The organism is Nonomuraea sp. NPDC050451, assembly GCF_044458585.1.
On sequence record NZ_JBITHZ010000013.1, the window covers coordinates 240,916 to 263,338 of the forward strand.

21 protein-coding genes are annotated in these 22,423 nt (G+C 70.0%); 12 read left to right on the forward strand and 9 right to left on the reverse strand.

What is annotated here, in order from left to right:
* Positions 1–27 precede the first annotated feature (27 nt).
* The 5 genes from ACIBI9_RS34680 (at position 28) to ACIBI9_RS34700 (ending at position 6,618) form a co-directional block, all read left to right on the forward strand.
* Positions 28–2,253 carry a [protein-PII] uridylyltransferase gene (locus ACIBI9_RS34680; RefSeq protein WP_397228334.1) on the forward strand — a complete coding sequence of 742 codons (2,226 nt, stop codon included), beginning with the start codon at positions 28–30 and terminating at the stop codon, positions 2,251–2,253.
* A 261-nt stretch (positions 2,254–2,514) separates the two neighbouring features.
* Positions 2,515–5,226, forward strand: coding sequence for a nitrate- and nitrite sensing domain-containing protein (locus tag ACIBI9_RS34685; protein WP_397228336.1), 2,712 nt, complete (start codon positions 2,515–2,517; stop codon positions 5,224–5,226).
* 21 nt (positions 5,227–5,247) lie between these two features.
* Positions 5,248–5,670: a roadblock/LC7 domain-containing protein gene (locus ACIBI9_RS34690; protein ID WP_185071483.1), complete on the forward strand. Its 423-nt coding sequence runs from the start codon at positions 5,248–5,250 to the stop codon at positions 5,668–5,670.
* Positions 5,671–5,696: 26 nt separating this feature from the next.
* Positions 5,697–6,059, forward strand: a complete 363-nt coding sequence (locus ACIBI9_RS34695) for a DUF742 domain-containing protein (protein ID WP_185071484.1) — start codon at positions 5,697–5,699, stop codon at positions 6,057–6,059.
* 7 nt (positions 6,060–6,066) lie between these two features.
* Positions 6,067–6,618 (forward strand): ATP/GTP-binding protein, encoded by a 552-nt coding sequence (locus ACIBI9_RS34700; protein WP_394496055.1) that lies wholly within the window; start codon positions 6,067–6,069, stop codon positions 6,616–6,618.
* Here ACIBI9_RS34700 and ACIBI9_RS34705 read toward each other — a convergent pair.
* The gene (locus ACIBI9_RS34705; protein ID WP_397228338.1) at positions 6,615–7,403 is read right to left on the reverse strand and encodes a nitroreductase/quinone reductase family protein; all 789 of its coding nucleotides are present in this window, start codon (positions 7,401–7,403) and stop codon (positions 6,615–6,617) included. The two genes, ACIBI9_RS34700 and ACIBI9_RS34705, sit on opposite strands and share 4 nt — an antisense overlap.
* Positions 7,404–7,473: 70 nt before the next feature.
* Here ACIBI9_RS34705 and ACIBI9_RS34710 point away from each other — a divergent pair, with 70 nt between their 5' ends.
* Positions 7,474–7,923, forward strand: a complete 450-nt coding sequence (locus tag ACIBI9_RS34710; protein WP_397228340.1) for a MarR family winged helix-turn-helix transcriptional regulator — start codon at positions 7,474–7,476, stop codon at positions 7,921–7,923.
* Positions 7,924–7,979: 56 nt separating this feature from the next.
* Here the strand turns inward: ACIBI9_RS34710 and ACIBI9_RS34715 are convergent, their stop codons facing one another.
* A complete protein-coding gene (locus ACIBI9_RS34715) occupies positions 7,980–8,744 on the reverse strand; it encodes a TetR/AcrR family transcriptional regulator (protein WP_397228342.1) in 765 nt (254 codons plus the stop codon).
* An 82-nt stretch (positions 8,745–8,826) separates the two neighbouring features.
* Between ACIBI9_RS34715 and ACIBI9_RS34720 the strand changes: the two genes are divergently transcribed.
* Together ACIBI9_RS34720 and ACIBI9_RS34725 are read left to right on the forward strand one after the other, a co-directional pair.
* The gene (locus tag ACIBI9_RS34720; RefSeq protein WP_397228344.1) at positions 8,827–9,765 is read left to right on the forward strand and encodes an ATP-binding cassette domain-containing protein; all 939 of its coding nucleotides are present in this window, start codon (positions 8,827–8,829) and stop codon (positions 9,763–9,765) included.
* Positions 9,762–10,541 (forward strand): ABC transporter permease, encoded by a 780-nt coding sequence (locus ACIBI9_RS34725; protein WP_394495759.1) that lies wholly within the window; start codon positions 9,762–9,764, stop codon positions 10,539–10,541. Before ACIBI9_RS34720 ends, ACIBI9_RS34725 begins: the two co-directional genes overlap by 4 nt.
* A gap of 3 nt (positions 10,542–10,544) precedes the next feature.
* Here the strand turns inward: ACIBI9_RS34725 and ACIBI9_RS34730 are convergent, their stop codons facing one another.
* From ACIBI9_RS34730 to ACIBI9_RS34750, 5 genes are all read right to left on the reverse strand, one after another.
* Positions 10,545–10,985, reverse strand: coding sequence for a GbsR/MarR family transcriptional regulator (locus tag ACIBI9_RS34730; RefSeq protein WP_397228346.1), 441 nt, complete (start codon positions 10,983–10,985; stop codon positions 10,545–10,547).
* Positions 10,986–11,037: 52 nt separating this feature from the next.
* A complete protein-coding gene (locus ACIBI9_RS34735; RefSeq protein WP_397228348.1) occupies positions 11,038–11,979 on the reverse strand; it encodes an ABC transporter substrate-binding protein in 942 nt (313 codons plus the stop codon).
* A gap of 50 nt (positions 11,980–12,029) precedes the next feature.
* The gene (locus ACIBI9_RS34740) at positions 12,030–13,001 is read right to left on the reverse strand and encodes an ABC transporter substrate-binding protein (protein WP_397228350.1); all 972 of its coding nucleotides are present in this window, start codon (positions 12,999–13,001) and stop codon (positions 12,030–12,032) included.
* Positions 12,998–14,911, reverse strand: a complete 1,914-nt coding sequence (locus ACIBI9_RS34745) for an ABC transporter permease (RefSeq protein ID WP_397228352.1) — start codon at positions 14,909–14,911, stop codon at positions 12,998–13,000. The genes ACIBI9_RS34740 and ACIBI9_RS34745 overlap by 4 nt, the downstream gene beginning before the upstream one ends.
* Positions 14,912–14,978: 67 nt before the next feature.
* Positions 14,979–16,031: a glycine betaine/L-proline ABC transporter ATP-binding protein gene (locus tag ACIBI9_RS34750; RefSeq protein ID WP_397228354.1), complete on the reverse strand. Its 1,053-nt coding sequence runs from the start codon at positions 16,029–16,031 to the stop codon at positions 14,979–14,981.
* Positions 16,032–16,369: 338 nt separating this feature from the next.
* Here ACIBI9_RS34750 and ACIBI9_RS34755 point away from each other — a divergent pair, with 338 nt between their 5' ends.
* The 4 genes from ACIBI9_RS34755 (at position 16,370) to ACIBI9_RS34770 (ending at position 20,319) form a co-directional block, all read left to right on the forward strand.
* Positions 16,370–18,949 (forward strand): nitrate- and nitrite sensing domain-containing protein, encoded by a 2,580-nt coding sequence (locus ACIBI9_RS34755; RefSeq protein ID WP_397228356.1) that lies wholly within the window; start codon positions 16,370–16,372, stop codon positions 18,947–18,949.
* Positions 18,946–19,365: a roadblock/LC7 domain-containing protein gene (locus ACIBI9_RS34760; protein ID WP_397228358.1), complete on the forward strand. Its 420-nt coding sequence runs from the start codon at positions 18,946–18,948 to the stop codon at positions 19,363–19,365. Before ACIBI9_RS34755 ends, ACIBI9_RS34760 begins: the two co-directional genes overlap by 4 nt.
* A gap of 92 nt (positions 19,366–19,457) precedes the next feature.
* The gene (locus tag ACIBI9_RS34765; RefSeq protein WP_246556553.1) at positions 19,458–19,772 is read left to right on the forward strand and encodes a DUF742 domain-containing protein; all 315 of its coding nucleotides are present in this window, start codon (positions 19,458–19,460) and stop codon (positions 19,770–19,772) included.
* Positions 19,753–20,319 carry a GTP-binding protein gene (locus tag ACIBI9_RS34770; RefSeq protein ID WP_397228360.1) on the forward strand — a complete coding sequence of 189 codons (567 nt, stop codon included), beginning with the start codon at positions 19,753–19,755 and terminating at the stop codon, positions 20,317–20,319. The genes ACIBI9_RS34765 and ACIBI9_RS34770 overlap by 20 nt, the downstream gene beginning before the upstream one ends.
* Before the next feature lie 3 nt (positions 20,320–20,322).
* On the opposite strand, the gene ACIBI9_RS34775 is transcribed toward ACIBI9_RS34770, so the two are convergent.
* Entirely contained in the window at positions 20,323–21,282 is a 960-nt protein-coding gene (locus ACIBI9_RS34775) for an SIS domain-containing protein (protein ID WP_397228362.1), read from the reverse strand.
* On the reverse strand, positions 21,279–22,196 hold the full coding sequence (locus ACIBI9_RS34780) for a hypothetical protein (RefSeq protein WP_397228364.1): 918 nt from the start codon (positions 22,194–22,196) through the stop codon (positions 21,279–21,281). Before ACIBI9_RS34780 ends, ACIBI9_RS34775 begins: the two co-directional genes overlap by 4 nt.
* Between the last annotated feature and the right edge of the window lie 227 nt (positions 22,197–22,423).

The window sequence follows — 22,423 nt, forward strand, 5'->3', positions numbered from 1 at the left end:
GGCGGAGCTCGGCAAGGGGGCACAGCATTGAGGGGAGAGGCCCGTTCGTACGCCGCGGCCCGCAAGGAGCGGACCACGGACACCGACCGCTGGCTCAAGGATCTCTTCCGCACGGCGAGCGACGGCGACCACGTCTCACTGGTCGCCGTCGGGAGCCTCGGGAGGGGCGAACTGGCACCAGGCAGCGACCTCGACCTGGTCCTGCTGCACAACGGCCGGGCCGACGTGGCCAGGATCGCGGACCGGATCTGGTATCCGGTCTGGGACTCCGCGGTCAACCTCGACCACTCCGTGCGGACGGTCGAGGAAGCGGTGGGCGTCGCCAGGCAGGACCTGAAGGCCGTGCTCGGCCTCATCCAGGCCCGGCACGTGGCCGGCGACCCCGAGCTGACCAGGAAGGCCAGGGAGGCGGTGCTGGCCGAGTGGCGGGCCGACTCCCGGCGCCGGCTCGGCGAGTTGCGTGAGGCGGCCGACAAGCGGGCGCAGGTGAGCGGCGAGCTGGCCTTCCTGCTCGAACCCGACCTCAAGGACGGGCGCGGCGGGCTCCGCGACGTCCAGGCCATGCAGGCGGTGGCGGCCGCCTGGGTCGCCTCGGCGCCGGGCCCGAGGGCGCGCGAGGCGTACGAGTTCATCCTCGACGTGCGGCACGCGCTGCACGTCGTCACCGCCCGCGGCACCGACCGGCTGGTGCTGCAGGAGCAGGACGCCGTGGCGGGAGTGCTCGGCCTGCTCGACGCCGAGGCGCTCATGCGCAGGCTCGCCGAGGCGGGCCGGACCATCTCCCACGCCTTCGACGGCACCTGGCGCACCGTTGACAGGCTCCTGTCAGGGCCCGCTCCCCGAGGCCGCCGCCCGCTGGCGGACGGCGTGGTCGAGCACGGCGGCGAAGTGGTGCTCGCCAGGGGGGTCGACCCGCGCAAGGACCCCGTGCTGGTGCTGCGCGCCGCCGCCGCGGCGGCCGACTCCGGGCTGCCGCTCGCCCCCGCGACGGTGTCCGTGCTCGCAGCTCAGTCGCCCCCCATGCCGGTGCCGTGGCCGGAGGAGGCACGCGACTCACTGGTGTCGATCCTCGGCGCGGGCCGCGCCGCCGTGCCCGTGTGGGAGGAGCTCGACCAGGCGGGCATCCTTGTCAAGTTGCTTCCTGACTGGGAACGCGTACGCCATCGTCCCCAGCGCAACCCGATCCACCGCTTCACGGTCGACCGGCACCTGATCGAGGCGGCCGCGAACGCCGCCAGCCACACGCGCGACGTCTCCCGTCCCGACCTCCTGTTGATCGGGGCGCTCCTGCACGACGTCGGCAAGGGCTGGCCAGGGGACCACTCCGCCACCGGCGAGGTCGTGGTCCGCGACATCGCCACCCGCATCGGCCTGCCCGCGCAGGACGTCGAGACCCTCGCCACCGTCGTACGCCACCACCTGCTGCTGCCCGAGACCGCCACCCGCAGGGACCTCGACGACCCCGTCACGATCGAGAAGGTCGCCGCCACCGTCGGCTCCCGGGAGGTCCTCGACCTGCTGGCCGCGCTCGCGGTCGCCGACGGCAACGCGACCGGGCCGGCCGCCTGGAACAGCTGGAAGGCCGGGCTCGTCGCCGATCTCGTGCGCCGGGTCAGGTCCGTGCTGGCCGGCTCGCCGCCGCCCAAGCCGCCGACACTGTCGGCCGATCAGACCGCGCTCGCCCGGCACGGCGGCGGGGCCGTCCGCGTCAACGGGGGAGCCGTCACGGTCGTCGCCCCCGACCGGGTGGGGCTGCTGTGGAGCGCAGCCGGCGTGCTGTCCGCACACCGGCTCATCGTGCGCTCCGCCTCGTCCGCCTCCGCGGGCTCCACCGCGGTGATCGAGTTCTCGGTCATCCCCGAGTACGGCTCCCCGCCCGACCCCGCGACGCTGGAGTCCGATCTCCGTCTCGTCCTTGCTGGCCGTCTTGACATAGAGCAGCGGCTGGCCCGCCGTGCCCGGGCCATGCGGCCGCCTCGCGTACCTGTGGCCCCACCTCGGGTGACACTGGTCGACGACGCCTCCGCGACCGCCACTGTGGTGGAAGTCAGGGCCCATGACAGGCCGGGACTTCTGTGGCGTATTGGACGGGCGTTCGGCGAGTGTGGTCTTGACGTGAGGGCCGCTCGCGTGGAGACTCTCGGCGCGGAGGCGGTGGACGTCTTCTATGTCGTGGATCGCGCCGGTCGCCCCCTCAGCGACGCCGGGCAAAGGGCACAAGTCCGCGATCAAGTCCTGGCCGCACTGCGATAACCAATAGCACACGACTACCGGTCACATGTGTAACGATTGTGTCCGAAATGCCCGGTAAGTCAGAAGCTGCGGATACCTTGTGGACGGCTTGAAGGCCCGTCGGTGGGACGGGACGATTGAGGGGTAGCGGAAGCAGTGACGGGGAACTCCGACAGCGGCCCAGCCGTGAAGCGGGACCGCGGAAAGCGGCCACTGCCACGCCTGGGCCTGAGAAACTGGCGTGTGCGGTGGCGGCTCACCGCCCTGATCCTGGTGCCCACCATGGCCGGCGTCGTGCTCGGGGGAGCGCGAGTCGTCGGATCGGTGCAGAGCATCGGCGACTACGACCGCACGGCGACCGGTGCGGAGCAGGCGGCCCATATCCGCGACCTGCTGCAGGCGATCGGGCTGGAGCGTGACACGGGCGGCTGGATCGGCGCCAACCGCGCCATGCGCAAGAAGCTCGCCCAGCCGCTCGCGCAGCGCAAGGCCGCGGTCGACGCGCTGGTCAAGACCGTGAACGCCGATCTCGAAACGATCGACGACTCCTACGGCCCCCGCATCGTGAAGGCCGCCCAGCAGGTGAGGTACGACCTGGGCCGGCTGCCGAGGATCCGCGCCGAGGGCCAGACCGAGACCATCCGGTACGACTTCCTCACCGACACCCTGCTCAAGCTGCACGACGAGCTGAGCCTGCTGTCCGACGACCCGCAGATCATCGGCCAGTTCCGCGCCCTGAGCGCGCTCGCCGCGGCCAAGGAGGAGATCTCCCGGCAGCGCGTCCAGCTGCTCCAGGCCTCGTACAACACCCAGCGGGTGGACGCCAAGGAGGTCGAGCAGTTCATCGCCTCCAACGCCCGCGAACAGAGCGACATCTCCCAGGTCGGCGCGGAGGCCGGCGCCGAGGTCGGGCTCAAGCTGTCCAAGGCGCTGACCTCCCAGCCCGAGTACGTCAACGTCCAGCTCACCAAGTCGCGCGCGGTCACGCTGGCCAGCGGCCGGGCGCCGGGCGCGCGGATCAGCGACAACCTGATCTCCGCCAACGGCAGCCGCGAGCAGTGGTTCAACGAGAACTCCGTGGCCGTCGACGTGCTGCACGGCATCGAGCAGGAGCTGGCCGGCGAGGTGAGCCTGCGCAGCAAGGAGCTGCGCGAGTCCGAGATCCGCAACGCGATCGTCGCGGGAATCCTGATCCTGGCGCTGCTGCTGCTGGTCCTGCTGCTCACCGTGGCCATCGCCCGCTCCATGGTCACCCCGCTGCGCCGGCTGCGTACCGAGGCGCTGGAGGTGGCCGGTTTCCGGCTCCCCGACGTGGTGCACCGCCTGCGGGCCGGCGGCGACGCGTCCGCCGGCGAGGTACGGCCGATCGAGGTCGACGGCAACGACGAGATCGGCGAGGTCGCCAGGGCCTTCGACCAGGTGCACCAGCAGGCGGTGCGGCTGGCGGGCGAGGAGGCCGATCTGCGCAGCAACATCAGCTCGATGTTCGTCAACCTCTCGCGCCGCACCCAGACGCTGGTCGAGCGGCAGATCTCGCTGATCGACGGCCTGGAGAAGGGCGAGCAGGACGGCGCCCGGCTGGCCGACCTGTTCAAGCTCGACCACCTGGCCACCCGCATGCGCCGCAACTCCGAGAACCTCCTGGTCCTGGCCGGCCACGAGGCCACCCGCCGGCGCAGCCAGCCGGCCAAGCTGGTCGACGTCGTACGCGCCGCGCTGTCGGAGGTCGAGGGCTACGAGCGCGTCCAGGTCAAGGTGCACCGGGCCACCTCGGTGCTCGGCAGCGCCGCGAACGACCTGGTCCACCTGGTCGCCGAGCTTGTCGAGAACGCCATCCAGTTCTCCCCGAGCAACTCCCAGGTCATCGTCACCAGCAGCCTCATCGAGGGCGGCGGCGCGCTGCTGTCGGTGAGCGACACCGGCATCAGCATGACCGAGGAGGAGCTGGCCGAGGCCAACCGCCGCCTGGCCGAGCCGCCCGTCGTGGACGTGTCGGTCTCCCGGCGCATGGGCCTGTTCGTGGTCGGCCGCCTGGCGCTGCGCCACGGCATCCGGGTCCAGCTCAGGAAGGGCGAGGGCGCCGGCCTGATCGCGATGGTGCTGCTCCCGCCCACGCTGATCGTCGACGGCACGCAGCAGCAGCCGCTGCCGCAGCGGCCCGCGTTCGGCGGCGGGACCGTGCCCACCCCGGCGAACCCGCCCGTGCAGAACGGGACGTTCAGGTCGTTCGGCAGCTTCGACTCCTTCGACGGCGGCCGGCGTCCCAACGGGCCCGCCCCCAGGCATAGTTTCCAGCCTCCCGAGAGCACGCCGGGCCCGCGCTCGTTCGACAGCGGGCCGTACCACTCGGACCCCGGCAGGGCAGGCGTGAACGGCTTCACCGCCGACACCGACGGCGGCTCCTACCGCAGGCAGGCGCCCTCGCTCGACTCCGGCGTCTACCCGTCGCTCCCGAACACGGGCTCCTACCCATCCGGAAATGGCGCGTTCCAGACGCCTCCGCCGCCCCCGTCGTACACCACGAACGACGTGCGCCGGCCCGACCCGACGCCCTCGGTCGAGGTGTCGCCGATGGAGCCGGAGCAGGAGGAGTTCCTGCCCATCTTCGCGGCGGTGGAGTCCGCCTGGTTCCGCAGGCCGCCGGAGGAGGCGGCGCCGCAGGTGGCCGGAGATGGTAAGGACAAGCCCGCGCAAGCCGTACCCTCTGGGGAGGAAGCGTGGCGAACGGCGGCCGACGCCGGTTGGCGCGCGGCGGCCGCTGCCGCCGAGCCCAACCTCGGCGGCATCACCGCCGCCGGGCTCCCGAAGCGCACCCCCAAGGCCAATCTGGTTCCCGGTACGGCGAGCCAGCAGGCGCAGCCGCAGCAGTCGCAGCGGCCGGCTCCGATGCCGCCGGTTTCGGCGGATCGGATGCGCAGCCGGATGGCCAGTTACCAGCAGGGTGTGCGACGGGGCCGCCAGGAAGTACGTGGACAGGAGGAACAGAGTGAGTGAGCGTCCCGCCGGGGAGGATGCGTGACAACCCTTAGCCACGAGGCGAACAGGTTCGACTGGCTGATCACCGACTTCGTGCGTAACACGCCCGGAGTCGCGCACGCCGTCGTCGTGTCGGCCGACGGCCTGTGCCTGGCCGCCTCCGAAGGCTTTCCGCCGGACCGGGCCGACCAGCTCGCCGCGGTCTCCGCGGGCCTGCTGAGCCTGACCGTGGGGGCCTCCAGGGTGTTCGAGGGCGGCTCTGTGACGCAGACCGTCGTCGAGATGCAGCGCGGCCTGCTCATCGTCATGGCGATCAGCGACGGCTCCGTCCTGACGGTGCTCGCGGGCCCCGACTGTGACATGGGCCTGGTGGCGTACCAGATGACGTTGCTGGTAGACAGGGCCGGACAGGCGCTCACGCCGGCCCTGCGGGCTGAACTCCAGGCCGCCAGGACCCGGTGATGTGATGGAACTGATGGGAGAGGGCCGTGTACGGCGTTGACGGAGCCGGGGACGAAGAGCCCCTGTTCCGTCCTTACGCGGTGACGGGTGGCCGTTCTGAGCCGCGCTATCACCTCGCGATGGAGACGTTGATCTCGTCCATGTCGATCCCGGACGACGAGATGGCCATGCTCACTCCTGAGCAGGAGGCCATCATGCAGTTGTGCAGGTCGTTCCGGTCGGTCGCCGAGATCTCGGCCCTGCTCCGCGTCCCGCTGGGCGTGGCCAGGGTGCTCGTGGCGGACATGTCCGATGAAGGACTCGTCCGCCTGCACCAGCCACGCCTCAGCCAGGGACAGCCAGACCTCAACATGCTCGAAAGGGTGCTCAGTGGACTACGCAGGCTCTAGCCCCGGGCTGACGTCGACGAAGATCGTCGTCGCCGGTGGGTTCGGCGTCGGTAAGACGACGTTCGTGGGGGCGGTGTCCGAGATCCTCCCGCTCACCACAGAAGCGGTGATGACGGACGCGTCCGCGGGCATCGACGACCTCGGTCTCACCCCCAACAAGCAGACCACGACGGTGGCCATGGACTTCGGCCGCCTCTCGCTCGACCGCGACCTGATCCTCTACCTGTTCGGCACGCCCGGGCAGCACCGGTTCTGGTTCATGTGGGACGACCTCGTCCGCGGCGCCATCGGCGCGGTCGTGCTGCTCGACACCCGCCGGATCGCCGACAGCTTCCCCGCGATCGACTACTTCGAAGAGGCGAAGCTGCCGTTCGTCATCGGCATCAACGGCTGGGACGGGCAGTTCCCGCACACCGACGACGAGGTGAGGGAGGCGCTCGCGCTGTCGCCGTACGTGCCGATCGTGCGTACCGACGCCCGCAACCGCGAGTCGGTCAAGGCGACGCTGATCTCGCTGGTGGAGCACGTCGTACGGCTGCGTGCCGCCCCCGTGCGCTAGCTCCAGGGGACGCTCTCCAGCGAGTTGAGCACCGGCACCAGCTGCTCCTCCTCGTAGGCGAAGTGGGCCTCCATCTCGCCGGCGATGCGCTCCAGCGTCGCCGGCTCGGGGGCCTCCCGCAGCTCGGCGACCAGGCCGGCGATCACCGTGTGCTCGGCGCGCAGCCGGTCGAGGGGCTCCTTCAGCTCGGGGAAGAGCTTCTCCAGGTGCGGGAACGCCACCCGGTCCTCGCCGTTGTGGTGGAAGGCCATCGCGTCGCAGAAGGCCAGGCAGTGCGCCCTCAGATCGTCGGCGGGCGCCCCTCGGCGGACCTTGGCCAGCTCGCCCCTGAGGTAGTCGTGGATCCTGGCCAGCTCGTCCCCGAACGCCTCCAGCCGCTCGCGCTCGGGGTAGAGCGCGATGACCGGGATGACGCGCTCGGTTTTGTCCTGATACGCGGCGAAGGCCGGGTTGATCGCGGCCTGGCGGGCGTACAGGCGGTCGCGCTCCTCGCCTTCGAGCGACACCGCCCGCGCCGCGAACCTCTCCTCTCCCAGCTCGACGACGACCCTCGGGTTGGCGAGCAGGTTGTGGTACCAGGCCGGATCGGCGTCGCCGCCCGCGTTGGAGGCGAACACCAGGACCCGCTCGCCGTCGCGCAGGTAGACGGCCGGGTTGGTGCGCCGCCAGCCCGTCTTGGCGCCCGTGGTGGTGAGCAGCACGAGAGGCGTGCCCTCGAACATGCCGCCCACCTCCCCGCCGTTCGCCCTGAACTCCTCGATCACCTGCTGATTGAAATCGGTCACGTCATATCCTTGGACGAGGCTTCGTATTTGCTTTGCAAGCAAAGCTAATTTAGACATCAAGGTGTTCGACATGTCAACAGACGGCTTGAGCGTGGACGACGGGATCAGGACGCTGCTGCTGCTGATGCCGCGGATGGTCGGGCGGGCCAAGCGGCTGGGGGTGCCACCCGAGCTGCAGTCGTTGTCCCTGGCGCCCCGGCACCTGTCGCTGCTGGCCTACCTGCTGTTCGACGGGCCGATGACGGTGAACGAGCTGGCGGCCCGGCTGGAGGTGGCGCCCGCGACGGTCAGCCTGATGGTGGGCGATCTGAGCAGGAAGGGCATACTCGACCGGCGCGAGGACGACGCGGACCGGCGCCGTACGATCGTGAGCATCGCGGACCGGCACCAGGAGTCGATCAACGAGTGGCTCGGCTACGGCGCCAAGGCCTGGCGCGAGGCCTTGGGGCCGCTCACGCCGGAGCAGCGGCGGATGTTCGTGGACACCCTCATGGCCTACGAAAAGGCCCTGTCGGGCTGAGCTGTCGGGCTGAGCTGTCGGGCTGAGCTGTCGGATTGAGCTGTCGGATTGAGCCGTCAGGCTGAGCGGCGGCTTATCAGGGCCTCGACGCCGTCGAGGACGCGCTGCAGGCCGAACTCGAAGGCGTGCTCCGGGCTGTAGGCGGCGTTGAGGGCCTCGCCCGCCGTCTGGCCGACGCGCGCGGCCGTGGGGTAGCGGTCGGCGTCGGCGATCCGGCTGAGGAAGGGCGCGTGCGCGGCCCACCATTGCTCGTCGGTCATGCCCGTCAGGCTCTCGGCCTGCGCCGCCTCGACCGCGCCGCGCGCCGCCCCGTGCACGAACCCGGCGACCAGCGTAATCACCGAGTCCATCTCCAGGTCCGTCAGCCCGATGCCGTCCACGGCGCGCAGCTCGTAGTCGTACTTGGCCGTGACGTTCGGCCCGAGCACCGGGCGGCTCGCCGCCACCTGCAGCAGCCACGGATGGCGCAGGTAGAGGGCCCAGTTTTCCCTGGCGATCTGCTCCAGCCGGCCCCGCCAGCCGCCGGGCACGTCCTCCGGCCTGGCCGTCTCGCCGTAGACGGTGTCGAGCATGACGTCGAACAGCTCCGGCTTGCCCGGCACGTACGTGTAGAGCGACATCGTCCCGACGCCCAGCCGCTCGGCCACGCGGCGCATGGAAAGCGCCTGCAGCCCCTCGGCGTCGGCCACCTCGATGGCCGCGCGCACGATGCGGTCGACGCTCAGCTCGGGCTTGCCCTTGCGGCTGGCGCGCTCGCTGGTGCGCCAGAGCAGCGCCAGGCTGCGCGCGGGGTCGCCCTTTCCCGAGTACTCAACGGTCACATGCGTACGGTACACCGTACGGTTGCCGCCGTGAACCGTATGCTGTACGGTACGCCGTACGGAATTCAGGGAGGGGACACGCATGCCAGCGGTGCTCGCGCAGAACCTGCGCAAGAAGTACGGCGAGAAGGCGGCACTCGACGGGATCGACCTCGACGTGGGCCGGGGCACGGTCTGCGGCCTGCTCGGCCCCAACGGCGCGGGCAAGACCACGACCGTCCGCATCCTCACCACCCTCCTGCGCGCCTCGGGCGGCCGCGCGGAGGTGGCGGGGTTCGACGTGGCGACCCAGCCCCGGCAGGTACGCCGCAGCATCGGCCTCGTCGGCCAGCACGCCGCCGTGGACGAGATCCTGACCGGGCGGCAGAACCTGGAGCTGTTCGGCCGCCTCTACCACCTCAGCCCGTCACAGGCCCGGGCCAAGGCGGACGAGCTGCTGGAGCGGTTCGGGCTGGAGCACAAAGGGCCGGCCAAGGAGTATTCGGGCGGCATGCGGCGCAGGCTCGACCTCGCGGCCAGCCTGATCCTGACGCCGCCCGTGCTGTTTCTCGACGAGCCGACGACGGGGCTGGACCCGCGCAGTCGCACGGAGATCTGGCGCACGGTGCGCGACCTCGTCGCGGACGGCACCACCGTGCTGCTGACCACGCAGTACCTGGAGGAGGCCGACCAGCTCGCGGACCGGATCGCGGTGATCGACGCCGGGCGGGTGGTGGCCGAGGGCACGCCGGACGAGCTCAAGTCCAAGCTCGGCGGCGACCGGCTCGACGTGGTGATCCACGACCCGGCGCGGCTCGACGAGGCCGCCGGGATCGTCGGCGGGGCGGCGTCGGGGCCGGCCGAGGTCGATCGGGACACCAGGCACGTGAGCGCGCCGGTGAGCGACCGGGTGCGGGCGCTCACGGAGGCGCTCGCGACCCTGGCGGCCGCCGGGATCGAGGCCGAGGACGTCGCGGTGCGCCGTCCCACGCTCGACGAAGTCTTCCTGAACCTCACCGACCGCCGAGGGGGCGCCGTATGAGATGGGCTCTGGCAGACGGCTGGACCGTCGCCCGCCGCGACCTGATCCACTGGGCTAACCAGCCGATGACGGTGGTGTTCGGGGTGCTCTTCCCCGTGGTGATCACGCTGGCCTTCGGGTACCTGTTCGGCGGCGCGGTCAAGGTGCCCTCGGGGGCCGACTACTTCGCGTTCCTCATGCCCGGCATGTACGGCATGACGATGCTCTTCGGTCTCAGCGCCACCATGATCGCCGTCGCCACCGACGTCTCCAAGGGCGTCACCGACCGCTTCCGCTCGATGCCCATGGCGCCCTCGGCCGTGCTGATCGGCCGGGCCGTCGCGGACCTGCTCAACTCGGTCCTGATCCTGGCCGGGCTGCTGGTCTGCGGCCTGGCGGTGGGCTGGCGGCCGTCCTCCTTCCCGGGCGCGCTGGGCGCCGTGGGCCTGCTGCTCCTGCTGCGCTTCTCGCTGCTCTGGGCCGGCATGTACCTGGGGCTGCTGATGAGGGATCCGGGCGGCGTGGTGGCGATCCAGGTGCTGGAGTTCCCGGTGGGCTTCCTGTCGAACGCCTTCGTCGCCCCTGACACGATGCCGGGCTGGCTGGGCGCGATCTCGGAGTGGAACCCGCTGTCGTCAACGGTGGCGGCGGCCAGGGAGCTCTTCGGAAACCCCGGCTGGGGCGGCGACTCGTGGGTGGCCCAGCACGCCGTCCTGATGGCGGTGATCTGGCCGGTGGTGATCACCGTCGTCTTCTTCGTCCTGTCGGTACGGCTCTATCAGCGGCTCGACCGGTAGGCGTCACTTCACCCGGTAGTCGGTGAGGAGGGCGATGGAGTGCTGGGCCGAGCGGATGCGCCGGACCCGCTCCTCGTCCTCCCCGCCCAGCTCCAGCCCCTCCTCCGCGATCTCCCCGAACGCGGCGAACGAGGCCAGCCGCTGCCGCACGACCTTCTCGAACGCGTCGTCCTCGATCCGGTAGTACGTGGTGCGCTCGCCCGGCCGGGTGCGGCGCCGGACGAGACCGATGGAGGTCAGCAGGCGCAGGTTGGACGTCATGGACGCCCGGCTGGCCCCGATCGCGTCGGCGATCTCGCCGGCGGACTGCTCGGCGGGGGTGCAGATCAGCAGCCAGCCCAGGACGCGCCCGGTGATGGGCGCCAGACCCCAGGCATCGCCGCAGAACGTCGCCACGCGCTCGACCCACTCGAGTGTCCGCTCGCGGTCGTCGGAAGGAGCCATGGGTTTAGTTTAGGCTGAAACAACTGTCACCCGCCCTCTCGATCGCCGGGCCTCAACGCGGGATCCAGTCCTTCCACACGATCTTGTTGTCCCGCACCCACCGCTCGGCGGCCTGCTCGGCGGTCATCTTCTCGTTGATCATGTCGCTGGCCACGGAGTTCTGGTCGTCGTTGGTCCAGGTGAAGTTGCGGACCAGCTCGTACGCCTTGCCGCCGGTCTGCGCGAACTTCTTGCTGACGATCTTGTCGAGCAGGTACGGCGGGTAGTCGCACGCGACCCGCTTCGCGTCGTCGTCGCAGCCGAGGGCGTAGGGCGGCAGCGCCACCTTGACGAGTTTGACCTTGGTGAACAGCCATTGCGGCTCGTAGAAATACAGCAGCAGCGGCGTCCGGTTCTTGGTGGCGAACTCGGCTGCTTTGATCAGCGCCGCCTCGCTGCCCGAGTAGACGACCTTGTAATTGAGCCCGAGGTTCTTGATGAGAGCCTCGTCATTCGTCACGAACGTCGGATCTCCGTCCAGAACCTGTCCGGCATTTCCGGTTTTGTCGGTCCGGAAAAGGTGTGCGTACTTATTGAGGTTTCGGTAGTCCGTAATGTCGGGATATTTCTTGACCATCCACTCGGGGACATACCACCCGATGATGCCCTGGTTACCGGTGAGCCCGGCCGACAGGGCCACCTTCTTCTGCTCGATGAACTTCTTTTTCAGGTCGTTGTGGCCCCAGTTCTCGACGATCACATCGACCTTGCCCTCCTCGAAATCCTCCCAGGAATCGCCCTCCTTCATGGTCCGCTTGCGCACCGTGTAACCCAGCTCGTGCTCGAGCAGGTACGCCAGCACGGCGGCCTGGGCCTCGTACCCGACCCAGCCGTGGATGTCGATGTTGACGGTCCCCTTCGACCCCGTGGCGGAGCCGGGCTCCTCGCCGGAGCAGGCGGTCGTCAGCAGCAGGGCCGCGACCAGCGGCCCGACGAGCTTGTTCGTTCGCAACATGAGGTCTCCCGGTGACCGCGGCCCCGTGCGGGGCCGCGGTCAAGAGGGCGTCACTTGGGGATCCAGGCCTGCCACTTGGCGGTGTTGGCCTCGATCCACTTCTTGGCGGCCTGTTCGCCGGTCATGCCGTTGTTGGTCATGTCGTTGGCGACGGCGTTCTGGTCCTCGTTGGTCCAGCTGAAGTTCTTGACCAGCTCGTACGCCTTGCCGCCGGTGTCCGCGAACTTCTTGCTGACGATCTTGTCGAGGTCCATCTCCGGGTAGTCGCAGGCGACCTTCTTGGGGTCGGCGTCGCAGCCGTCGGTCCAGGCGGGCAGGTTGACGCGGACCAGGTCCACCTTGTCGAAGAGCCAGTGCGGCGTCCAGAAGTAGAACAGCAGCGCCTTCTGCTGCTCCTGCGCCTGCGTGGCGGACTTGAGCAGGGCCGCCTCGCTGCCGCCGGTGACGACCTTGTAGTTCAGCTTCAGGTTCTTGACCAGGGCCTCGTCGTTGGTGACGTAGCTGGGGTCACCGTCGAGGAGCTGACCCTTGCCGCCCGACTCCGAGGTCTTGAACAGCGAGGCGTACTTGTTGAGGTTCTTGTAGTCGGTGATGTCCGGGTATTTGTCGGCCATCCACTTCGGCACGTACCAGCCGATGATGCCCTTGTTGCCGGTGGAGCCGGCCTCGACCGCGACCTTCTTCTCCTCGATGAACTTCTTCTTCAGGTCCGGGTGGCCCCAGTTCTCGATGATGACGTCGACGTCGCCGGTCTCGAACCCCTCCCACGCGAGCTGCTCCTTGATCTCGGGCAGCTCGACGTTGTAGCGGAGCTCGTTCTTCAGCAGGTACGCGACGACGTTCGCGCTGGCCTCGTAGCCCACCCACGGGTTGATCGCGATCTTCACGGTCCCGGTGGCGGCGCTCGATCCGGAGGCCGCAGGGGCGGCGGAGGAGCTGGGAGAGGTCTCGACCTTGGCTCCGCCGCAACCGGCAGCGGCGAGCCCGAGGGCGAGGAGGCCTGCGAGCAGGCGAATCTTCATGTGGATTTCCTTTTTCGGGGGGAGGGGCGCCTGTCGGCGCCCTGCGTGATGCGGTCGAGCATGACTCCGAGCAGCACGGTCGCGATGCCGGCCACGAAGCCCATGCCGAAGTCGGGTCGCTGGGAGAATCCGACGACCACGTCGTAGCCGAGGGCCCCCGCCCCGACCAGACCGCCGACGACCACCATGGCCAGCGTCATCACGATGCCCTGGTTGGCCGCGAGCAGGATCGCCCGCCTGGCCATGGGCAGCTGCACCTTCCACAGGAGCTGGCCCGAGGTCGAACCCGCCGAGGTGGCCGCCTCGACGACCGTGGCGGGCACGCCCTTGATGCCGTCCTCGACCAGCCGCACCACCGGCGGCACCGCGTAGATGACGGAGGCGAAGATCGCCGTGAACCGGGTGGTCTCGAACAGAGCCAGCGCCGGCAGCAGGTAGACGAACGCCGGCATGGTCTGCGCGGCGTCGAGTATGGGCCGCTGCACGGCCGAGTATCGCGGCGAGCGGGCCGCGGCCACTCCGAGCAGCAGGCCGGCGACCAGCGTGACGAACACCGCGACGACGACCGTGGTCAGCGTCTGCATGGTGTGCTCCCAGACGCCGAGCAGCGCGATGGCCAGCAGGCAGGCCAGGGCCGTCAGCGCCGGGCGTACCCCGCTCACCCGCCAGGCCACGGCTAGCACCGCCAGGGCGACCAGCCACCACGGGGCCGAGGTGAGCAGCGCCTCCAGCGGGTTGAGCAGGGCGCTGGTCATCAGGTCCTTGATGGACGTGGTCACGTCGTACCAGCTGGTCTCGGCCCAGCGGACGGCGTCGTTCACCTCGGCCACGAAGTTGACCGTGAGGCTGTCCGGCCACGTCCTGGGCAGCACGGGGATGAGCGCGACCCCGGCCACCGCCAGCACGCCGGCGGCGACGAGGTCGACCCGGCCCAGCCTCGTGTGCGGCTCGCGGTGGGCGATCGCCATCATGGTGCGGTCGAGCAGCACCGCCATGATGACGATGGCCACGCCCGCCGGGAGCATGATGCCGACCTGCGCCCGCGACAGGCCGCGGATGATGTCGCCGCCCAGGCCGGGGGCGGAGATCAGGTTGGCGATGACGACCATGGAAAGGGCCATCATGATCGTCTGGTTGACCGCCAGCGCCATCGTCGACCTGGCCAGCGGCAGGTAGACCTTGAACAGCGTCTGCCGGCGCGTCGCGCCCAGCGAGCTGGACGCCTCGACGGCCGTGGGCGAGACCTCGGAGACGGCCAGCGCGGTGATGCGGATGGCCGGCGGGATCGAGTAGATCATCGTCGCGATGGCCCCGGCCGGGGCGCCGATGTGGAAGAACAGCGCGAGCGGAGCCAGGTAGGCGAACGTCGGCATGATCTGCATGACGTCCAGCACCGGCGTGATCACCCGCCGGAGGCGGCCCGAGAGCCCGGCCCAGACGCCCAGCGGGATCCCGATCGCCAGGGACAGCAGCACCGAGACCGCGACCAGGGCCAGCGTGTCGACGCTCGACTGCCAGAGCCCCAGGAATCCGAACGCGCTCACGCCCGCCACCGCGGCCAGCCCGATCCGCCAGCCGCCCGCCAGCCAGGCCAGCGCGCCCATGACGCCGGTGATGCCGGGCCAGCCGAGCGCGTACAGGACAGTCTGGAAGAGGCCGTACAACCAGCCCACGAAGAGCCGGATGTAGTTGAGGAAGTACAGGAAGAGCGGGTTGTCGTTGCGGTGGTCGTCGATCCACTCGCGCAGGTCGGTGACCGCCAGGAACTGCGGCGCCTCCTTGTCGTGCGGCAGCGTCGCCGTGCCGCGGAAGACCAGGTACGCCACGGCGAAGAGGACCGCCACCCCGGCGGGCGCCGCCCACTTCGGCAACTTCAGCCGGGAAGGAGTGCTGACGGCCGTCGTGCTCATGCGCCCTCCTTCGTCGGTCGCATGAGCACTGCGTGGCTGTGTCCAATGGGTCGCTCGCTGCGCTCGCTCATGCCTTCACCGTGACGTCCGCGCCGGAGAGGAAGGTCAGCAGGTCCACGCGGTCCACGACGCCCACGAGGTCGTCGCCGTCCACGACCCTGATGGGGCGGGAGGAGGCGGACGAGGCGCCGATGGCGTCCATGATGAGCGTGGTGGCCGGTAATACGGGCCCGTCCAGCGGCTCGCCGGGCTCGGGCTCGCGGCAGATCCAGCGCAGCGTCAGCACGTGGCTCCTGGGCACGTCGCGTACGAAGTCGGCCACGTAGTCGTCGGCGGGCGCACCCACCAGCTCCTCGGCGGTGCCGAGCTGCACGATCGAGCCCGCCCGCATGATCGCGATCCGCTCGCCCAGCTTCAGCGCCTCGGACAGGTCGTGCGTGATGAACACCATCGTCTTGCCGACTTCCCGGTGCAGGCGGATCACCTCGGCCTGCATGTCGCGCCTGATCAGCGGGTCGAGCGCGCTGAACGGCTCGTCGAACAGCATCACCTGCGGGTCCACGGCCAGCGCGCGGGCCAGTCCGACGCGCTGCTGCATGCCGCCGGAGAGCTGGTCGGGGTAGGCGTCGGCGTACCCGTCGAGGCCGACGAGGGAGAGGATCTCCGCGGCCCGCGCGTGCCTGGCCGCCTTGGCGGTGCCCTGGATCTCCAGCCCGTACGCCACGTTGTCGATCACCTTGCGGTGCGGCAGCAGGCCGAAATGCTGGAAGACCATGCTGACCTGGTGGCGGCGGATCTCGCGGAGCCGCGCGGGGGAGGCACGGCCGATGTCCTCGCCGCCGATCCTGATCTCGCCCGCGCTGGGCTCGATCAGCCGGGTGAGGCAGCGTACGAGGGTGGACTTGCCGCTGCCGGACAGGCCCATGACCACGAAGACCTCGCCCGGTCGCACCTCGAAGCTCACGTCCCTGACGGCGGCGGTGCAGCCGGTCTTCTCTCTCAGTGCGGCCTGGTCGAGATGCCTGTCCTCGCTGTCCAGGACTTTCTGCGCCCTGGCGCCGAAGATCTTCCAAAGGCCCTCAACAGTGATGGCCGCGCTGTCGGGAGAAACCCCCACCATCGCCTCCTTCTTTGACCGCCACAACATATGGCGCGAATAACTGAAATCTCAACGCCGTGACACTCCAGAGACCTCCATGCTCCTGGCGTGTTATGAGGTTGGAACGTACTAAAGCCCCAAACCGTGACATCCAACTGGATAAAGGCTTATTTCCCGCTTTCCGATCATGAATCATGGAGCTCCAGGTTTTAGCACTTGAGTCACACGAGTCGCTTTTTGTAGCGTTATGTTCGGGTGGGCCACACTGCTGTGGGATGTGTTCTAATTGGCCGGCACTTGCTGATTTCCCCACGGGACACAGCCCCCTCAAATACGCCGATTCGGGCGAGGTGCGTTCGGTGACTACAGCGTTGGGTGAGAGGCAGGCCAGTAACGGCAACTGGCGGCTGAGCAATTGGCGCGTCCGCGCGCGTCTTGTTGCCCTCATCCTGATCCCGACGGCCGCCGCCGTCCTGCTCGGCGGCATCCAGGTGCTCGCCAGGACGTCCGCCGCCGGTGACTACGCGCGTACCAACCAGTTCGCCCAGCTCTCCGCCGAGTTGGGCGGGCTCACCCACCAGGTGGCGGCCGAGCGCGCCACGACCGCCTGGTACATCGCGCGCAACCGGCCGGCGGGGATGCTCTCCACGGTGCAGGCCCAGATGGACCAGGCCGACCTGGCCGTCAGGCAGGTACGCGGCACCGCCGGGCAACTGCTGACCGAGGTCAGCGGCCGTAGCGCCGACCAGCTCGAGAACCTGCTCAGCCGCCTGGACGACCTGACCGGCCTGCGCAAGCAGGCGCTGGAGGCCAACCTGCTGCCGGGCCCCGCCGTCGAGCTCTACACGACCGTGATCGGCGACCTGCTCTCCGTCCACAACGAGCTGATCAAGGACAGCGTGGACGACGAGCTGTTCCGCCAGACCCGCATGCTGAACGCCCTGGCCAGGGCGAAGGAGAGCGTCTCCTACCAGCAGGCCCTGGTCACCGCCGTGCTCGTCGAGGGCGCGTTCGACCAGGACCAGCTCAAGCGCTTCCTCGGCGAGCAGTCCAAGGAGCTGAACGAGCGCAAGGCGTACTCCACCGAGGCCACCGCCGAAGAGCGCCGCTTCTTCGACGAGACCGTCAACGGCAGGTCCGCCGACCGCATGCTGTTCCTGCGCGAGCTGGTGCTGATCAGGAGCACGAAGGGGCTGCCGCTGCGCGGCCTCGACCTGAGCAAGCGCGACGACGCCAAGGAGTGGTTCGACGCGGCCAACGTGGTCGTCGACTCCATGCGCGAGGTCGAGGAGCGCCAGGCCCAGGGCATCGTGGCACGCAGCGAGGCGCTCAGCGCGGACGAGCGGCAGCAGGCGCTCGTGACCGCGGGCGCCGTGCTCGCCCTGCTCGTGGCGGTCCTGCTGATCACCACCGGAGTGGCCAGGTCGCTCGTGCGGCCGCTGCGCCGCCTGCGCGGCGAGGCGCTGGAGATCGCGGGCAGGCGGCTGCCGGACTTCGTCCAGCACCTGCGAGAGTCCCGCGACGGCGCCGTCCAGGCCGAGGTCCCGCCCATCGGGATCTTCTCCAGGGACGAGGTCGGCGAGGTCGCCCGCGCGTTCGACGAGGTGCACCGCGAGGCCGTACGGCTGGCGGGCGACGAGGCCAAGCTCCGGGCGAACGTCAACGCCATGTTCGTGAACCTGTCCAGGCGCAGCCAGACGCTGGTCGAGCGGCAGCTCACGCTGATCGAGCGGCTGGAGCGCGGCGAGCGCGACGACACCCGGCTCGGCGACCTGTTCAAGCTCGACCACCTGGCCACCCGTATGCGCCGCAACAGCGAGAACCTCCTGGTCCTGGCCGGGCAGGAGGCGGCACGCAAGTGGAGCGAGCCGGTCGAGCTGATGGACATCGTGCGGGCCGCGCTCGGCGAGGTCGAGAGCTACGACCGGGTCAGCATCCAGGTCCAGTCGGACGTCGCCATCGCCGGCCAGGCCGTCACCGACGTGGTGCACCTGCTGGCCGAGCTGGTCGAGAACGCGGTCTCGTTCTCCTCGCGGGACACCAAGGTCATCATCTCCAGCAGCCGCATCGACACCGGCTCGCTGATGTTGTCGGTCACCGACCACGGGATCGGCATGAGCGCCGAGGAGCTGGCCGAGGCCAACTGGCGGCTGGCGAACCCGCCCGTCGTGGACGTGTCGGTGTCGCGGCGCATGGGCCTGTTCGTGGTCGGCCGGCTGGCGCTGCGGCACAGCATCCGGGTCCAGCTGCGCATGCAGGACATCGGCGGGCTGACCGCCATGGTGCTGATCCCGCCCGCGCTGCTCACGGCCGTGTCGGGCACGGTGGCGGGCGCGGTGCCCGTGCCGGCGCGCATCCCGGTGCCCAGGCAGGCCAACCCGCCGACGCCGGCCGCGCCCTTCCCGGGGCATCCGTCCTTCGGGACCCTGCCGCCCGCCGACCCCTTCCCTGGGCATCCGTCGCTGGACGTCGTCCCCGCGGCGCCCGAGCCGTCGTCCTGGTTCAGGTCGTCGCAGGCGCACTCGGTCGAGCAACTGCCACCTGACCTGGGTGGGCCGGCGGACTCCTACCCGTCGTTCGCCACCCCGCCGGCGCCGTCCAAGGACGAGGAGTTCCTGCCGATCTACTCCGCCGTCGAGGAGAGCAGCTGGTTCACCAAGTCCACGCCGACGGCCGACCACCGCGACCCGGCCTGGTCCTCGCCCGCCGATCAGGGCTGGCAGGCGGCCGGCGCGGCCGCGGAACCGGCGCAGAACGGCACGACCAACTCCGGCTTGCCGAAGCGGACTCCGAGAGCGAATCTGGTACCGGGCACCGCGAGTCCGAAACCCCCGCCCGCTTCCGCTCCTCCGGTGTCGCCTGACCGGCTGCGCAACAGGCTGGCCAGCTACCAGCAGGGCGTGCGCAAGGGTCGCGCCGAGCTCGAGGAGGACTCATGAGGGAGCTCAGCCAGGCGGCCAGGGACATGAACTGGCTGGTCAGCAGCTTCGTCGACGAGGTCCCAGGGGTGGCGCACGCCGTGGTCGTGTCCGCCGACGGGCTGCCGATGGCGTACTCCAAGGGCTTCCCAAAAGACCGCGCCGACCAGCTCGCCGCCATCGCGGCCGGGCTCGTCAGCCTCACGCAGGGGTCGGCGCGGGTGTTCGAGGGCGGAGGGGTCACCCAGACACTCGTCGAGATGGACCGCGGCCTGCTGCTGGTCATGTCGATCAGCGACGGATCCTGCCTGGCGGTGCTGGCCGCGCCCGACTGCGACATGGGCCTGGTGGCCTACCAGATGACGATCCTGGTCGAGCGCGCCGGGCAGGTGCTCACACCTGCCGTGCGGGCGGAACTGTCGGCGGCGCGTCCGTGATGGATCCCGCTGCGGCCGGACAGACAGGGTGATGGGAGTAGACGTTGGCATCGTGGCACAACGATGAGCCGGAGCGCAGCTCGCTCGTCCGGATGTACGCCGTCACCGGTGGCAGGACGACTCCTCGTACGGAGCTCGCCATGGAGGCCCTGGTATCGTCGGCCACCTCGGCACGACTCGGCATGACGTACACCCGTGAATACCGCGCGATCAGCGAGCTGTGCCGGCAGGTGCGCTCCGTGGCGGAGATCTCCGCGCTGCTGAGCGTTCCTCTCGGAGTGGCGAGGGTGCTGGTGGCCGACATGGAGGCGGACGGGCTGGTCAGGGTGTACCAGCCGCAGCTGGACGCGGGCCTCCCCGACAGGGGCCTGCTTGAAAGGGTATTGAGTGGACTTCGCAGGCTCTAGCCGGCTCACCTCCACGAAGATCGTCGTGGCGGGTGGGTTCGGTGTAGGGAAGACCACGTTCGTGGGCTCCGTGTCCGAGATCATGCCGCTGACCACGGAGGCGGTGATGACGGACGCGTCCGAGGGCATCGACGACATCGGGCTCACGCCGGGCAAGACCACCACCACCGTGGCCATGGACTTCGGGCGGCTCTCGCTGGACCAGGATTTGCTTCTCTATCTGTTCGGCACGCCGGGGCAGCACCGGTTCTGGTTCATGTGGGACGACCTCGTACGCGGTGCCATCGGGGCCGTGGTGCTGGTGGACTCGCGGCGGCTGGCCGACAGCTTCCCGGCCATCGACTACTTCGAGGAGTCCGGCATCCCGTTCGTCATCGGGCTGAACGGCTGGGACGGGGTGTTCCCGCACAGCGAGAGCGAGGTGCGGGAGGCGCTCACGCTCTCCCCGCACATACCGGTCATCCGCACCGACGCGCGGGCGCGGCCGGCGGTCAAGAACACCCTCATCTCGCTCGTCGAGCACGCGCTCGCCGCGCGGGCCCACTGACCCCTACTGGGCGGCCCACCACTTCCCGGCGACCAGCTCGGCCACCAGCGTCTCGGTGAGCAGGGCGACGTCCGGGTCGTCGTCGTGCGCGTACCTGACCGCGGCCCTGGCGTCCTTCACTTCGGCGCCCACGGTGACCACCGTGGAGCCGCGTTCGCGCACCCAGTCCATGGCCTGCTCGGTGTAGCGGGAGCCGGGGTAGAGCAGCGCGCGGTAGTCGAGGGTCTTGGTGAGGTAGACGTCCACGTGTGACCAGTCGCCCGTCTCGCACGCGTCGGCGGGGCGGCGCGGGCCCTCGCGGAACATCAGCGCCGACTGCTCGGCCGACGACAGCCGCTCCGCGGGGGCGATGGTGTAGACGCCGCGGTCGCCGTCCAGCAGCTCCATGGTCATGGGGAGCCATTCGTCCCTCCTGTCCAGGAGGTCCGTCGTGGCCTCGGCGGCCCGCTCCAGCAGCTTCGGCAGGTCGCGGCCCGTACCGGTGAGGTGGGCCTCCAGGGCCAGGAGGAGGGCCAGGGTGTGCTGGAACGTACGGCAGGCGACGCCGCCGCGCTCCTCGCCCGCGCGCATGTCGACCACCAGGTCGGCCTGCTCGGCGAGGGGAGAACCCTGGGTGTTGGTGAGCGCCGCCAGATAGGATGGGCCGCCCGTGTACCGTTCCACGGCGTCGAGGGTCTCCCTGCTCGAACCGGTGGCCGAGATCGGGACGACCAGGGTGTCCGCGGCGGCCGGGTAGGTGGCCTCCGCCGAGGCGTAGTCGGCGTACGCGTCCACGCCCGCCCGGCGCAGGCGCAGCGCGGCCACACCCGCGGCGTACCTGGAGCTGCCCATGCCCAGGAAGAGCACCCTGGTCAGGCCCGAGGGGAGGGCCGCGAACGGGTTGTCCTCCCTCAGGGCGGCGGCCAGGCCCCTGAGCGCCGCCGGCTTGGCCTCCAGGTCGGACAGGTAGAGCTCGGAATTCACGTGATGTTCTCCTCTTGGTACCAGGTACGCAGGACGCCCATGGGGGCGTAGCGCCATCGGGGCAGGTGGCGGGCGGCGTAGATGAGCTCGCGGCACTCCTGCTCCACCTCGAACGGCCGGACCAGCCTCTCATCGAGCAGGTCCGGCCGGTCCTTCTCGGCCAGGCGGGCCTTGTAGGCGGCCAGCAGCCCGGCGCGCGCCTTCGCGGCCCAGGCGGCCGCCGCGACGGGGTCGGCGTCCCTCCGCCTGATCGCGACCTGGGCCACGTGCTCGATGCTCGTGGTGAGCTGGGCCACGTCCCTGGCGGCCGGCTGGCACGGGTCGGCGTCGGTGACGGTGGGGTTGCCGTCGAAGTCGATCACCGCGTAGCCGTCCCGCCATCTGAGGATCTGGCCCACGTGGAGGTCGCCGTGGATCATGATGCGGGGGCCGGTGATCGGCGCCTGGAGGGCGGCCAGCTCGCGCCGGATCGCCGGGGTCCGCGTGGCCAGCCACGCGCCGTCCTCGCCGTCCGTGAGCTCAAGGGCCTCCGCGAGCGCGGCCTCCGCCCTGGCGGCCGCCGTACTCGTGGCACCGAGCGCCGGCACAGGGAGCGTGGCGAGGGCGAGGTGCAGGTCGGCGGCGAGGCGGCCGAGCACGGGGGCGAACTCCGTGGCGCCGGCCTCGGCCTCGTCGACGCACCACTCCCAGCCGTCGCGAGCCTCCGGCAGATAGCCCGTCACCAGGGCCAGGAGCTGCTCGTTCCCGTCCACAGCGCGGGTCAGGGCCGCGTAAGGGGGTGCTGTGTCGTTGAACCCCGCCTCAACGAGGTGAGCGAAGACCTCTGGGGTGGGGTGGGGAAGTGGAACCGGTGGGGTGATCCACTTGACGACGACCTTCTCGTCCACGACCACCGAGTAGTTCGTCTGGTCCACGTGCGGGCCGAAATCCCGCTCACCTGGGGCCCCAGTGTGGAGATCTCCAAGGCTGTACGAGAGGGTGGGCAGCGGGAGGAAGCGCCGCACCGCGAACGGCGGCGGCACCTCACCCCCCAGCAGCGCGAGGAGTGCGGCGCTGACACCCCGGTCTCGGGCCGTGAGGGGCCTCTCACCGAGAGAGAGCAGCCGATCAGCTATTGAATCCCAATTCAACTCGTAGACCA